Genomic DNA, 13,533 nt, shown 5'->3' on the forward strand with positions numbered 1-13,533 from the left:
AAACAAAAAAGGTACGCCACCGCGTACCTTTTTTATATGAAAGTGACTCAACCTCAGAGAGTTATTTTACAGAACTCGCCAATGCCTCGTTTCCAGCATTCATTCGCTCTTTTGCCCAAGAGCGATACATAGTAATAGAGGTATACAGCACCACACCAATCACCAACCATGCCAGCAAATGCAAATCTAGCGATTTCACCAAATACGCAGCAATGACCACACCAATAGGGCCGGTAATCGCCACCACCAACGCTGCACGGCTGTTAATACGGTTCATGCGGATAAATCCGCCCGCAGAAAAGAAGCTCAAGAAAGCACACGAGCACATCATGATAGGAAATGCCGCCAAGGGATGCATCCCCAACAGGTATACCATGGTCATACACGGGGCATAAAGACCAATACCTACCGTCATTAATGCACCGAACAAGAAGTTACCGGCAATGGCAACCGCCAGTTTCCAGCCACTTAGCCCCAACTCCAGTCCACCAAGCGGGAACAGCTTAAGCTGCCCGGCCAACATCAGACTTGCTACCACCAGCAAAGCGGCACTCATTACCAAGCGGATCAATTGACGATCCCAGCTTGAAACTAAGCGAGCTCCCACTGTCGCCCCCAGACAAGCGGCTAATACCATACAGACCAAGGTCGTTGGGTCAACATCCACTGCCGTAAGGAAAATAAGGGACTGTACAACCGTCGCCAACACTGCCTGGCAATTGAGCGTGCCCGGCAAAAGCTGATCGTCAATAAGCTTGAACTGTTTATAGCCTGCAGTTTTGATAGCAAAGCTACCTACACCTAGGGTGTCACAAAAGTTGGCAAAGCCACCAATAAGGCCAATTGGTAAGATTTTTGTTTGTGCTTCCTGCACTCGATTTTTTCGCCATGAAAGGAGCAACATAGCGATGAAAATCAGTCCACCTACAAGCAATCCCGCTTGTATGACTGTGAATACTGTCATGAGTTACACAAATTTTTTCGGAAAGGCGCGGATTATCCATTATGCTCGTGCATAATTCCATGCTTGAAATCATGACAAATAATAAGAAACAGTAACACTGTCTTAATCGGATAATTTTTGTCATAATTTGTACGAAAAGCCATACATCAGTCATGAAATGCAACAGCATTAATAATGACTATCATGCCTAAAAACGATTATTGTTCACATGAATTCATATCTTGCCAGACAGCCTGTACTAAATCGGGAGAAGGACACCATCGGTTATGAGTTATTATTCCGAGACGGTCCGAAAAACAGCTTCCCAGAAATTGGTGACGAGCAGGCAACACACCGCCTGCTGACAGATAATTTTCTAAGCTCTGGCAACAATGATGTGACCTCGGGGAAAAAAGCCTTTATCAATTTCCCACACAGTAGCCTACTCAACCGCATTCCACTGCTTTTCCCAAAAAAAAGCTTCATCATCGAAATTCTGGAAACCTGTAAACCTGATGATGAGTTATTGGAAGCGGTCAGCGAGCTTCATCGGGCCGGCTATACCTTGGCACTGGATGATTTCACCCCGACTCCGGAGTGGAACCGCTTTATCCCATATGTTCACATCATCAAATTTGATCTGCGGGCAACGCCACTGGCCAAAGCGAGCTTTTTTATCCGCCGCCATAAAGAAAAAGGCAGCCGCATTATCTTTCTGGCAGAGAAAGTTGAAACCCACGACGAGTTCACGGCGGCTTACGAGGCTGGTTTTGATCTGTTCCAAGGCTACTTTTTCAGCCGCCCTGAAATCGTTAGCAAGAAGGCACTAAAGCCCTCAGCCCTGACGACCCTGAGGCTATATCGTGAAATTAGCTCTACCGAAGTCGACTTTAGCAAAGTAGAGCAAATCATTGCCACCGATGTGACGCTGTCGTACAAATTACTGCGTCATGTCAACAACATGACTTACACCCGTGCCAAACCCATCTCCTCCTTCAAGCAGGCATTGGTGTATTTAGGTGAAGAGAAACTACGACGTTTTGTTACCTTTGTTGCGACCTCCCATGCGGTCGAAAACAAGCCCGAATCACTTTACTTCTTATCGCTTCAGCGAGCCCGCTTCTGTGAACAGTTAAGCCAGCAGTTTCAGTCACGCATTGACAGTAACCAAGCCTTCTTGACCGGTTTGTTTTCCCTGCTCGACTCTATTCTCGAGCAACCCATTGGAGCACTAATTGACCAATTACCATTGGATAAACCCGTCCAGCACGCCCTCATTAACCGCAAAGGCCAGCTTGGGGGACTATTGCGCTTAGCTATTGCCTACGATCAAGCAGACTGGCAGACCATTGAGCGGCTATGCAAGGCACTAACTATTAAGCAATCAACCGTTGCAGAGACCTACCTTGAATCTTTAAAATGGGCCACTGTCTTTGAACAAACTTTACCGAGTAAACCATGACCCAACAAACCCTGTCATGTCCATGTGGCAGCCAACGCCCGCTAGCGGAATGCTGCCAGCCTATCCACCAAGACCCAAGTCTGGCTAACCATCCAGAACAACTGATGCGCTCCCGTTATAGTGCCCATGTACTGGGATTGGTCGATTATGTCGTGGCAACCTATCACCCTAGCTGCGACGCTGAGCAACACCGTGAAGCCATTGCCGAATCAGTAAATAGCCAATGGTTAGGGCTCGAGGTGATCAACAGCGAAATTGCGACAGAGTACGAGGGTTTTGTCGAATTTAAAGCGTTTTACCAAGAAGGCGACGAGCAATACTGCCTGTACGAACGCTCGCGCTTTGTTAAAGAAACGGTTAATGGCCAACAGCTGTGGTTCTACATTGACGGTGAATACCCAGAGCCTTCAGCTTCCGAAGAGCATAAGCCAGCCTCTGCAGTAAGCGATAAGATCGGCCGTAATGACCCTTGCCTATGTGGCAGTGGCAAAAAACACAAAAAGTGCTGCGGTTGATATCAGCCTAAATCATTTAGCCCCTAGCCGACGCGAGGGGTTTTCTTATCCGACATATTATTCACAAAGCCGAATAATCAGTCGAATTCCCCCATTCGCTCTAGCCTTTCACCACCATTAGTTCCTGTTAACATTTCGTATAGCAGCTTGTTGCAAGTGCACTGCCTATAAGCTCATCCCAAAGTGAAAATCCGTTTAATATCGTCGCACTATCTCCCCCAGTGATGACATTTTGTTCAACCATTGTTCACCTCCTGATAAAATTTTAATATTTCCGTAAAATTGCTATTGCAAAATAAATCCAGCTTCGTTAGTGTGAATCACAAGCAAGCGTTAATAATGATTTATACAGAGTACATAACTATGCGTATCCCAATGGTAAACCTACACCACCATCATCATCCTGATTAGTCTTTCGGGAGGATACGCCTCGCTCTGGAAGACGCAAAAACATTCTTCCAGCGGTCGTCATAGTACAGATTACAAGGCCCTCGGAAGAGAAATCTTCCGAGGGTTTTTTCGTTTTCAGGCTCAACATCGAGTAACAGGGATTAAAACAATGCAGACACAACGACTACGAATTGCGATTCAAAAGAAAGGACGCCTGAGCAAAGAGTGCCAGGAACTGCTCAAGCGCTGTGGCGTGAAGTTCAACATGGTGGGCGAGCGCTTGGTGGTGCATTCTGAAAACATGCCGATTGACCTACTGCTGGTACGTGATGATGATATTCCGGGCCTGATCATGGACGGCGTGGTTGACCTTGGTGTGATTGGTGAAAACGAGCTAGAAGAAGTCGGCCTTGAGCGTGAAGCCCGTGGTGAACCAGCAAACTACATCAAACTACGCCGCTTGGACTTCGGCGGTTGCCGCTTATCGATTGCCATCGATAAAGACGCTCAGTACAACGGCCCACAGGATTTGCAGGGCAAGCGCATCGCGACGACCTATCCGCAACTGGTTAAACGCTACATGGACGAGCTGGGCGTGACGTTCAGTACCTGTATGCTCAACGGTTCAGTTGAAGTTGCCCCCCGTGCCGGCCTTGCAGATGCTATCTGTGATTTAGTCTCAACGGGAGCCACGCTTGAAGCCAATGGCCTGAAAGAAGCAGAAGTGATCCTGCGCTCTAAAGCCGTGCTAATCCAGCAGACCGGTGAGCTGTCAGCTGACAAACAAGCGCTTATCGATCGTCTATTAACCCGTATGCAAGGTGTTATCCAGGCCAAAGAGTCCAAATATATTATGCTGCACGCTCCGGCAGAGCGCCTTGACCAAATCAAAGCCCTGTTACCGGGTGCTGAAGATCCAACCGTGTTACCTCTTTCACAAGACAAAAGCCGCGTAGCAGTACATCTTGTAAGCTCCGAAAACCTGTTCTGGGAAACCATGGAACAACTTAAAGAACTGGGCGCTAGTTCAATCTTGGTTCTACCAATTGAAAAAATGATGGAGTAAGCAATGAAAACCGTTGTGTGGCAATCCCTGAGTGAGAACCAACAAGAAAGCCTGCTTGAGCGCCCAGCAATCACCGAGGGTGCCAACATCACCGCGATTGTTGCTGGAGTGATCGCTGATATCCGCAATCGTGGCGATCAGGCCTTGCTCGAGCTAACTGAAAAATTTGATGGTGTTAAACCTGATAGCATCAAGGTAAATGAAGGCGAAGTGTCTGCCGCCTGTGCCAGGTTAAGCGATGACATGAAGCAGGCGCTGCAGCAGGCCTACCACAATATCGCTACCTTCCACAAAGCGCAGAAACAACCAACCTTGCGGGTCGAGACCCAACCAGGGGTAGTGTGTGAACAAGTAACTCGCCCGATCAACTCTGTCGGCTTGTACATTCCGGGCGGTAGTGCCCCATTGCCATCAACGGTTTTAATGCTTGGCGTTCCAGCCCAAATAGCGGGCTGTCGAGAAGTGGTACTTTGCTCACCACCACCGATCGCCGATGAAATCCTCTATGTCGCCAAACTATGTGGCATTACCGACATTTATAACGCCGGTGGATCGCAGGCTGTTGCTGCCATGGCCTACGGCACCGAGACCGTGACCAAAGTCGATAAAATTTTCGGCCCTGGCAATGCGTTCGTGACCGAAGCAAAACGCCAGGTCAGCAATGACTTCCGTGGTGCAGCAATTGATATGCCAGCTGGCCCTTCAGAAGTATTAGTCATTGCCGATAGCAGTGCCGATCCTGATTTCATTGCCGCTGATTTACTAAGCCAAGCCGAGCACGGCCCTGACTCACAGGTCGTCCTGCTCACCCCGGATCCAAGCATTGCCGATCGAACCGCCGATGCCATCCAGCAACAGCTCAAGGCCCTGCCTCGTGCAGATATTGCCCGCCAAGCACTTGGCTCGAGCATTTTGATTGTGGCCGAAAGCCTGACTCAATGTGTGTCGATTTCCAACCACTACGGTCCTGAACACCTGATTGTTCAAACCCGCAACCCACGTGAACTGGTATCGCTGCTAGACAATGCAGGTTCAATATTTCTTGGTAACTGGTCACCGGAATCGGTGGGCGATTACGCTTCCGGTACCAATCACGTATTGCCGACGTATGGCTATACCCGTACTTATTCAAGCCTAGGCTTAGCAGACTTTAGCAAACGCATGACCGTGCAAGAACTCAGTGCCGACGGCCTTAGAGAGTTGGCACCAACCGTTGTCGCTATTGCCGAAGCCGAAGGCCTCGATGCCCATAAACGTGCCGTCACAATCCGAATGGAAAAACTGACTGGCACAACCGATGTAAACGATGAGGCATGATATGAAAATTGATCAACTGGCACGAAAAACTGTCCGTGAGCTAACACCTTACCAGTCAGCACGTCGCCTTGGTGGCTGCGGTGATATCTGGCTCAATGCCAACGAGTCACCTTTTGCCAATGAATACAACATCAAATGCGATCGCCTCAACCGCTACAGTACCTGTCAGCCAACAGATCTGATTGCAGCCTATGCCGATTACGCTGGTGTCCGCCCAGAGCAGACCCTGACCTCGCGTGGCGCAGATGAAGGTATTGAGCTGCTGATCCGAGCATTTTGCGAGCCAAATCAAGACAACATCCTATACTGCCCACCGACTTACGGTATGTACTCCATCAGCGCGCAAACCTTCGATGTCGGCGCCAAGACTGTTCCGCTGACCGAAGAGTGGCAGCTTGATCTTGAGGGCATCCGCGACAACCTTGATGGGGTCAAACTGGTCTTTGTTTGCAGTCCGAACAACCCAACCGGTAACCTGATCAAACGTCAGGACATCGAAACCTTGCTGGACATGACTCAGGGTAAAGCGCTGGTTGTGGTCGACGAGGCATACATTGATTTTTGCCCTGAAGCCACCACGGCGAATATGCTGGATCAATACCCGAATCTGGTTGTGCTACGTACCCTGTCAAAAGCCTTTGCTCTTGCTGGCCTACGTTGCGGCTTTACCTTAGCCAGCCCTGAAGTCATTGACCTGCTATTGAAAGTCATTGCCCCCTACCCAGTACCTGTTCCAGTAACCGATATCGCGGTGCAAGCGCTTTCTCCTGCAGGTCGCGCCAAAACCAAATTCCAGGTACTGGATATCGGTGCTAACCGCGCTTATCTCCAAGCTGGCCTTGGTATGCTGAAAAACGTGACCGTTTTTGAGGGCTACGGCAACTACCTACTGGTGAAATTCCCCGATGCGGATGCCCTGTTTAACGCCCTGTGGGATCACGGTATTATCCTGCGCCGTTCGCCAATAGAAAACTGTATCCGGATCAGCATCGGCAACCGCGACGAATGTGAAAAAACACTGGCCTTCATCCGAGAGCAGCTAGGACAAAACTAAGAGAAAGGACAACATTGTGAGCAAGGAAAAAATCTTATTTATCGACCGTGACGGCACCCTGATTGTTGAACCGCCTATTGATTTTCAGGTCGACCGCCTAGACAAGCTCAAGCTGGAACCCTTTGTGATCCCTGCGTTGCTAAAGCTTCAGGATGCCGGTTACAAGTTAGTGATGGTGACGAACCAAGACGGTCTTGGCACCAGTAGCTACCCACAGGAAGAGTTCGATGCCCCACATAACATGATGATGGAGATCTTCGAATCGCAAGGGGTGAAATTCGACGAAGTGCTGATCTGCCCTCACTTCAATGAAGACAACTGCAGCTGCCGTAAACCAAAACTTGGGCTAGTCAAAGACTACCTTCAGCAAGGCCGAGTTGATTTTGAAACCTCGGCAGTGATCGGTGATCGCCAAACAGATCTTCAGCTCGCTGAAAACATGGCTATCCGTGGTATCCAGTACAACCCGAACTCTAACGAAGAGAACGGCATGAACTGGCAACAGATCGTTAAAGATCTAACGACCCGCCCAAGGATCGCCGAGGTGGTGCGCACCACCAAGGAAACCGATATCCGAGTCAAGGTCAACCTTGACGAAACAGGCGGAAATCACATTGCCACAGGCCTTGGCTTTTTCGACCACATGCTGGATCAAATCGCGACCCACGGTGGTTTCCGCATGGAGCTGACCGTTGACGGCGACCTGCACATCGATGACCACCACAGTGTAGAAGATGCAGCACTGGCATTAGGTGAAGCATTGAAAAAAGCCCTTGGCGACAAGCGCGGGATCGGTCGATTTGGTTTCAGCTTGCCGATGGACGAATGCCTTGCGCAGTGTGCACTGGACCTATCCGGACGTCCATATTTGAAATTCGACGCAACATTCAGCCGCGAACAGGTCGGCGATTTATCGACGGAAATGGTCTCACACTTTTTCCGCTCACTGACCGATACCCTAGCGTGTACGTTGCACCTATCATCGACAGGTAACAACGACCACCACATTGTCGAAAGCCTATTCAAGGCCTTTGGTCGCACCTTGCGCCAAGCTATTCGGGTGGAAGGTAACGAGCTGCCAAGCAGCAAGGGAGTATTGTAATGCCAGCGCCTAACCAACAAGTTGTCATTATCGATACCGGTTGTGCCAATGTGTCATCAGTGCGTTTTGCCATCGAGCGATTAGGCTACCCAGTGACGGTGAGCAAAGATCCCGAGGTCGTACTGGCAGCAGACAAACTCTTTTTACCCGGCGTCGGCACTGCCAGCGAAGCGATGAAGAACCTCGAGCAACGTGACCTTATCAACTTGGTGAAACAAGTTGAAAAGCCGCTGCTTGGTATTTGTCTCGGTATGCAATTGCTGGGCGAGCTGTCGGAAGAACAAGGGCAGAACGGTACCGAGCAGGTCAATTGTCTTGGCCTATGCAGCGCGCCGGTAGAAAAATTACAAACCGGCGAACTCCCCCTGCCCCACATGGGCTGGAACACCGTCGTCGCCGAAGCTGAGCACCCTCTTTTTAAAAACATCCCAACAGAAAGCTATTTCTACTTTGTTCACAGCTATGCGATGCCGGTATTCGGAGAACCAGATGCTGAAAAGAGAAATGAATCACAAACAGGCCGAACGATTGCCCGCTGCGAATACGGACAGCCGTTCACTGCAGCGGTACAAAGTGGCAATTACTTCGGTGTGCAATTCCACCCGGAGCGCTCAAGCAAAGCAGGCTCGCAACTGATCAAAAACTTTCTGGAAATGTAAGGACAAGGACGAATTATGATTATCCCCGCACTCGATTTAATTGACGGTCAGGTCGTCCGCTTATTTCAGGGAGACTACGGCAAGGTTACCGAATACAAGGTTGACCCTGCCGAGCAATTCAACCTCTATAACCAAGCTGGTGCCGGGTGGCTGCATTTGGTTGACCTTACCGGAGCCAAAGATACCTCTGCCCGCCAGTTGGACTTAATCAGCACGCTGCTAGCCAGTACACCAGCCAATATTCAAATTGGCGGTGGCGTACGTAACGAGCAAGATGTTGCAGATCTTCTCAATGCCGGCGCCCAACGTGTCGTCATTGGCTCGACTGCAGTTAAGCAACCAGAGCTTGTTAAAGGTTGGATGGAAAAATACGGCCCAGAGCGAATTGTTCTGGCACTGGATATCAATATTGATGCAAAGGGCAAGCGTAATGTCGCCGTATCGGGTTGGCAAGAAGACTCGGGCGTGACGATCGAAGCCCTGCTCGATGACTTCCTGACTGTCGGTCTCAAGCATGTATTGTGCACCGACATTTCCCGTGACGGTACATTGGAAGGCTCCAATGTTGAGCTCTACCAAGATCTTTGTGCCCTTTACCCGCAAGTACAATTCCAGTCATCGGGTGGAATAGGTTCACTCGATGATATCGCCGCCCTAAAAGGCTCAGGCGTTGCTGGCGTGATCGTTGGCCGAGCCCTGCTGGATGGCAAATTTACCGCTGAGCAAGCCTTTGCTTGCTGGGCAGAATAAGGCAAGGAGAAACCAAGATGCTAGCTAGACGAATTATTCCCTGCCTTGATGTAAGAGATGGTCAAGTGGTCAAAGGGGTACAGTTCCGTAACCACGAGATTATCGGTGACATCGTTCCGCTGGCCAAGCGCTATGCCGAAGAAGGTGCCGACGAGCTGGTGTTCTATGACATCACCGCATCCAGTGATGGTCGAGTGGTCGATAAAAGCTGGGTTTCCCGCGTAGCAGAAGTGATCGATATCCCTTTCTGTGTCGCTGGCGGCATCAAATCTGCCGAGGATGCCAGCCGTATCCTGCAGTTTGGGGCCGACAAGGTATCGATCAACTCGCCGGCCTTGGCCGATCCGAGTTTGATCACTGAGCTTGCGGATAAATTTGGTGTGCAATGCATTGTAGTAGGTATCGATTCCTACTTTGATGCCGATACCGGAAAATACCAAGTCTACCAGTTTACTGGAGACGAAAGCCGTACCAAGGCTACCCGTTGGGAAACCCGCGACTGGGTACAGGAAGTCCAGCGCCGCGGTGCCGGTGAGATTGTCCTGAACATGATGAACCAGGATGGGGTTCGCAACGGCTATGACCTCACCCAGCTCAATATGGTACGTGATGTTTGCCATGTACCATTAATCGCTTCCGGCGGTGCCGGTGAGATGGTGCACTTTGCCGATGCCTTCAATGAAACGAATGTCGATGGTGCCCTTGCTGCATCGGTATTCCATAAACAAATCATCAACATTGGTGAGCTCAAGCAATACCTGAAACAACAAGATGTGGAGATCCGACTATGAGCCTAGCAAATAGCATTAATTGGGACAAAGTAGACGGATTGGTTCCGGCTATCGTGCAAGACAACACCAGCGGCCAGGTACTGATGCTGGGGTACATGAATGACTCAGCATTGAGCAAAACCCTTGAAACCCAACAAGTCACTTTTTGGTCTCGCACCAAAGAGCGCCTTTGGACCAAAGGGGAAACGTCCGGCAACGTGCTGCGGCTTAAAAGTATCAAGCTCGATTGCGACCAAGACACCCTCTTGGTAAAAGTCGATCCTATCGGCCCAACCTGCCACTTGGACACCACAACCTGTTTTGACAGCGATACCGCTGAAGCAGGCCAAGTTGAACAACCCGCTCTGGTGTTCCTTCATCAACTTGAACAGGTCCTGGCTTCTCGTAAAGGTGCCGATCCTGAATCGTCCTATACCGCCAGTTTGTATGCCCGCGGGACTAAACGGATTTCGCAGAAGGTCGGTGAAGAAGGCGTTGAAGTCGCGCTTGCGGCAACGTCGGGTGACAAGGCGGAATTAGTTTGTGAGTCTGCCGATTTAATCTACCACCTACTGGTACTGTTGCAGGATCAGGGAATGTCGTTGTCCGATGTCACGGCCAAGTTACAAGAGCGCCATAAATAGAGCGACTTGACGATTGGTTAACAAAAAGCCCGGTCAAAATTGGCCGGGCTTTTTATTGAATGCAATATTTAGCGCTCAAGGGCTTCCTTGTAGTGCTTTCGGCATACCGATACATAACGATCGTTGCCACCGATCTCGACCTGATCACCATCAGCAATCGCTTTGCCGCTGGCATCTTGGCGGATCACCATATTGGCTTTACGACCACAGTGACAGATGGTTTTCAGTTCAACCAATTTATCTGCCCAAGCGAGCAAATAACGGCTGCCTGCAAAAAGTTCGCCACGAAAATCACTGCGCAGACCATAGCAAAGCACTGGAATATTCAGTTTGTCGACAACTTCGGTTAATTGGTATACCTGCTCTTTGGTTAAGAACTGGCATTCGTCAATCAGTACACAATCAATTTTTTGCGTTCCATTCATATCTTGCAGGCGGACATATAGATCCTCGCTGGCATTAAACAGCTCAGCTTCTTCTTGCAAACCAATCCGAGAGCTGACCATGCCTTTGCCATAACGATCATCAATTGCCGCAGTAAAAATCACTGGCGTCATTCCCCGCTCGCGATAATTAAATGATGACTGTAATAATGTTGTCGACTTACCCGCATTCATTGCCGAATAATAGAAATACATCTGGGCCATTAAGCTTCCCTAATAATACGATTGGTGCGTGAAAAAACAGCCGAGATGCTACAGAAAAGCCTTTCAGATTGAAAGGAGCAAGCTCAACTTCTTTGTAACTGGATATCGGAAAATCTCTCATCTGACTGAAATAAAAAAAGCCTGTATCAAATACAGGCTTTTTTCATATTCAACCGTCAGTCTTAAGCGTTAGCCGCTGCTTCCTGAGGACGGCGAGATAGCCACGATAGGCAGGCACAAGCGACGATGAAAGCAATGGTTGCCGTCATGAACGACACAGCCAGAGAGCTTGTGAAGCCAAGCACCAAGAAACCGATGGTTGATACTACGGCCATCGACAATGCGTAAGGTAGCTGAGTTGATACGTGATCGATGTGGTGGCAGCGTGCACCCGTTGACGACAGAATCGTGGTGTCAGAGATAGGCGAACAGTGGTCACCAAATACCGAACCCGCCAATACTGCACCTAGCATTGGAAGCATCAGCATGATATCCGTCGCGGCAGCCAGATCACCCGCGATTGGCAGCATAATACCGAATGTACCCCATGAAGTACCGGTTGAGAACGCCATCACGCCAGCCAGCAAGAACAAGATAGCTGGTAGCAACATTGGACTAATATTACCTTCCACCATCGTCGACAGGTATTTGCCTGTTGCCATATCGCTGATCACGTTGCCGATGCTCCATGCAAACAGCAAGATCAAAATCGCTCCGAACATCGACTTAGCACCGATCCATAACGTAGAAGACACGTCAGCCATCGGAATGCGTTGGCGGATTACAGGAATTAGCGCAGCAATAAAACCGACCAAACCACCGTATACCAGAGACATGCCTACATCTGTGTTCTCAAAAGCACCCAGCACGCTAAATGCGAGACCATCAGCAGCCAGAGCTTGGTAACCGGTAAAGATCATAAAGAAGAACGTCGCCACAATCAGGGTCACGATCGGCATAATAAGATCAGCAACACGACCATTTTTGCTTTCTTCGATTTCAAGTTCGTCATTCAGATCTTTGGCACGGCTGTCACTATCGCCCTCGTCAAAGCCGCGGCAGTGACTGGCTTCCAGTTCGTGCTTTTTCATTGGGCCAACATCAATTTGGAACCAAGCCACCACGAAGACCATCAGCAATGCAAAAACTGCATAGAAATTCATTGGTGCCAACTGTACGAATGCACCCAGCGGAGTATATTCCGTCACACCATGTGATGCCAAAATACCGCCAATCAAGGTAATAATGTAGGCACCCCAGCTAGAAGCAGGCATTAGTACACACATTGGTGCTGCTGTTGAATCAAGGATATATGCTAATTTGGCACGGGACACATAAAAGCGATCTGTCACTGGGCGCGAGATCGAACCGACAGCCAAGCTGTTGAAGTAGTCATCAACAAAAATAAACACCCCCAAGAAAGCAGCCAGCAGTTTAGCGCCACGCTTACTCTTAATTTTGGTTTGTGCCCATTCTGCAAATGCACGGGTACCGCCAGAAAGTGTCAGCAATGCTGTGGTCATACCCAGCAAAATAAGGAAGGCGACGATACTCATGTTCCAGCTGTTAATGGCGCCGTCTTCAATAAACAGCCCTTTAACCGTGGTACCAATATAGCTTGCGGTGCCGCCGACAGAGAAATCAGTCAGCAGGAATGCGCCCAGAAGGACACCTACACCCAAAGAAACTAAAACGCGTCGTGTAAGGATTGCCAAGCCCAATGCAACCAAAGGTGGCAACAATGATATGGCGGAATGGGAAAAATCTACAATATTCATGATCTCGACTACAACCGATCCTGGTTGGAGATCTACTGTTTTACACGACATCTTGTCGTGTATAGAAGAGCATAAGGAAGGGTACTACCCCTAATCCGACTCCACAGTAGCGCTCCATAGTTAATGTAATTATATACTATGGCAGTGTTGCCCCTATTCGGTGACAACCCCAGCAAGCTGGCTTGATAGTCCGAGCTTACTTCGGCAACGGCTCCTTTCGTAAATCCTCATCGGTATCACCCTACGATTTACTACTAATAGACGATGCGCCTCTACCCTTAGTCTAGGTCTGGTCAATTCTACGGAATAGACATTCAAATGCAACCAGTTAACGTGAAAAAAATGACACAAATAGTGAATAGTCTTGCCACAAAGGACAATAATCAGACAGTTGAAAGCGCTTTTTTATACTTAACACATATGAAATTGATGGCAA

Annotated in this window: 13 protein-coding genes, 1 riboswitch and 1 other annotated feature; of the genes, 10 read left to right on the forward strand and 3 right to left on the reverse strand. The window is 49.2% G+C overall.

Features of this window, described 5'->3' with window-relative positions; translation table 11 throughout:
* Positions 1–61: 61 nt before the first annotated feature.
* Entirely contained in the window at positions 62–964 is a 903-nt protein-coding gene (locus ACVA58_RS02450; protein WP_446508857.1) for a sulfite exporter TauE/SafE family protein, read from the reverse strand.
* 208 nt (positions 965–1,172) lie between these two features.
* Between ACVA58_RS02450 and ACVA58_RS02455 the strand changes: the two genes are divergently transcribed.
* The 10 genes from ACVA58_RS02455 (at position 1,173) to hisIE (ending at position 10,672) form a co-directional block, all read left to right on the forward strand.
* Complete coding sequence (locus tag ACVA58_RS02455) at positions 1,173–2,405, forward strand: EAL and HDOD domain-containing protein (protein ID WP_446508858.1); 1,233 nt, start codon at positions 1,173–1,175, stop codon at positions 2,403–2,405.
* Positions 2,402–2,920 carry a YchJ family metal-binding protein gene (locus tag ACVA58_RS02460; protein ID WP_446508859.1) on the forward strand — a complete coding sequence of 173 codons (519 nt, stop codon included), beginning with the start codon at positions 2,402–2,404 and terminating at the stop codon, positions 2,918–2,920. The genes ACVA58_RS02455 and ACVA58_RS02460 overlap by 4 nt, the downstream gene beginning before the upstream one ends.
* Positions 2,921–3,306: 386 nt before the next feature.
* Positions 3,307–3,443, forward strand: a sequence feature (His leader region).
* Positions 3,444–3,479: 36 nt separating this feature from the next.
* A complete protein-coding gene (gene hisG, locus ACVA58_RS02465) occupies positions 3,480–4,376 on the forward strand; it encodes an ATP phosphoribosyltransferase (protein ID WP_446508860.1) in 897 nt (298 codons plus the stop codon).
* A gap of 3 nt (positions 4,377–4,379) precedes the next feature.
* Positions 4,380–5,693 (forward strand): histidinol dehydrogenase, encoded by a 1,314-nt coding sequence (gene hisD, locus ACVA58_RS02470; protein ID WP_446508861.1) that lies wholly within the window; start codon positions 4,380–4,382, stop codon positions 5,691–5,693.
* Positions 5,694–5,700: 7 nt separating this feature from the next.
* The gene (gene hisC / locus ACVA58_RS02475; RefSeq protein ID WP_446508995.1) at positions 5,701–6,747 is read left to right on the forward strand and encodes a histidinol-phosphate transaminase; all 1,047 of its coding nucleotides are present in this window, start codon (positions 5,701–5,703) and stop codon (positions 6,745–6,747) included.
* A 16-nt stretch (positions 6,748–6,763) separates the two neighbouring features.
* Positions 6,764–7,849 carry a bifunctional histidinol-phosphatase/imidazoleglycerol-phosphate dehydratase HisB gene (hisB, locus tag ACVA58_RS02480; protein ID WP_446508862.1) on the forward strand — a complete coding sequence of 362 codons (1,086 nt, stop codon included), beginning with the start codon at positions 6,764–6,766 and terminating at the stop codon, positions 7,847–7,849.
* Positions 7,849–8,508, forward strand: coding sequence for an imidazole glycerol phosphate synthase subunit HisH (gene hisH / locus ACVA58_RS02485; RefSeq protein WP_446508863.1), 660 nt, complete (start codon positions 7,849–7,851; stop codon positions 8,506–8,508). Before hisB ends, hisH begins: the two co-directional genes overlap by 1 nt.
* Before the next feature lie 15 nt (positions 8,509–8,523).
* Entirely contained in the window at positions 8,524–9,258 is a 735-nt protein-coding gene (hisA, locus tag ACVA58_RS02490) for a 1-(5-phosphoribosyl)-5-[(5-phosphoribosylamino)methylideneamino]imidazole-4-carboxamide isomerase (RefSeq protein WP_446508864.1), read from the forward strand.
* A 17-nt stretch (positions 9,259–9,275) separates the two neighbouring features.
* Positions 9,276–10,049, forward strand: a complete 774-nt coding sequence (hisF, locus tag ACVA58_RS02495; protein WP_446508865.1) for an imidazole glycerol phosphate synthase subunit HisF — start codon at positions 9,276–9,278, stop codon at positions 10,047–10,049.
* Positions 10,046–10,672 (forward strand): bifunctional phosphoribosyl-AMP cyclohydrolase/phosphoribosyl-ATP diphosphatase HisIE, encoded by a 627-nt coding sequence (gene hisIE, locus ACVA58_RS02500; RefSeq protein ID WP_446508866.1) that lies wholly within the window; start codon positions 10,046–10,048, stop codon positions 10,670–10,672. The genes hisF and hisIE overlap by 4 nt, the downstream gene beginning before the upstream one ends.
* Positions 10,673–10,740: 68 nt before the next feature.
* Here the strand turns inward: hisIE and ACVA58_RS02505 are convergent, their stop codons facing one another.
* Both ACVA58_RS02505 and ACVA58_RS02510 read right to left on the reverse strand, forming a co-directional pair.
* Positions 10,741–11,319 (reverse strand): thymidine kinase, encoded by a 579-nt coding sequence (locus ACVA58_RS02505; protein ID WP_446508867.1) that lies wholly within the window; start codon positions 11,317–11,319, stop codon positions 10,741–10,743.
* Between the two features lie 182 nt (positions 11,320–11,501).
* Positions 11,502–13,097, reverse strand: coding sequence for a Na+/H+ antiporter NhaC family protein (locus ACVA58_RS02510; RefSeq protein WP_446508868.1), 1,596 nt, complete (start codon positions 13,095–13,097; stop codon positions 11,502–11,504).
* A gap of 99 nt (positions 13,098–13,196) precedes the next feature.
* Positions 13,197–13,380: riboswitch (Lysine riboswitch) on the reverse strand.
* Positions 13,381–13,533 lie beyond the last annotated feature (153 nt).

Source organism: Photobacterium sp. DNB22_13_2, from assembly GCF_052873915.1.

Excerpts from the sequence above, each read along its gene's own strand:
- ACVA58_RS02450 (WP_446508857.1), bottom strand. The coding sequence starts at position 964 with ATGACAGTATTCACAGTCATACAAGCGGGATTGCTTGTAGGTGGACTG.
- ACVA58_RS02455 (WP_446508858.1), top strand. The coding sequence starts at position 1,173 with ATGAATTCATATCTTGCCAGACAGCCTGTACTAAATCGGGAGAAGGAC.
- ACVA58_RS02460 (WP_446508859.1), top strand. The coding sequence starts at position 2,402 with ATGACCCAACAAACCCTGTCATGTCCATGTGGCAGCCAACGCCCGCTA.
- hisG (WP_446508860.1), top strand. The coding sequence starts at position 3,480 with ATGCAGACACAACGACTACGAATTGCGATTCAAAAGAAAGGACGCCTG.
- hisD (WP_446508861.1), top strand. The coding sequence starts at position 4,380 with ATGAAAACCGTTGTGTGGCAATCCCTGAGTGAGAACCAACAAGAAAGC.
- hisH (WP_446508863.1), top strand. The coding sequence starts at position 7,849 with ATGCCAGCGCCTAACCAACAAGTTGTCATTATCGATACCGGTTGTGCC.
- hisA (WP_446508864.1), top strand. The coding sequence starts at position 8,524 with ATGATTATCCCCGCACTCGATTTAATTGACGGTCAGGTCGTCCGCTTA.
- hisF (WP_446508865.1), top strand. The coding sequence starts at position 9,276 with ATGCTAGCTAGACGAATTATTCCCTGCCTTGATGTAAGAGATGGTCAA.
- hisIE (WP_446508866.1), top strand. The coding sequence starts at position 10,046 with ATGAGCCTAGCAAATAGCATTAATTGGGACAAAGTAGACGGATTGGTT.
- ACVA58_RS02505 (WP_446508867.1), bottom strand. The coding sequence starts at position 11,319 with ATGGCCCAGATGTATTTCTATTATTCGGCAATGAATGCGGGTAAGTCG.
- ACVA58_RS02510 (WP_446508868.1), bottom strand. The coding sequence starts at position 13,097 with ATGAATATTGTAGATTTTTCCCATTCCGCCATATCATTGTTGCCACCT.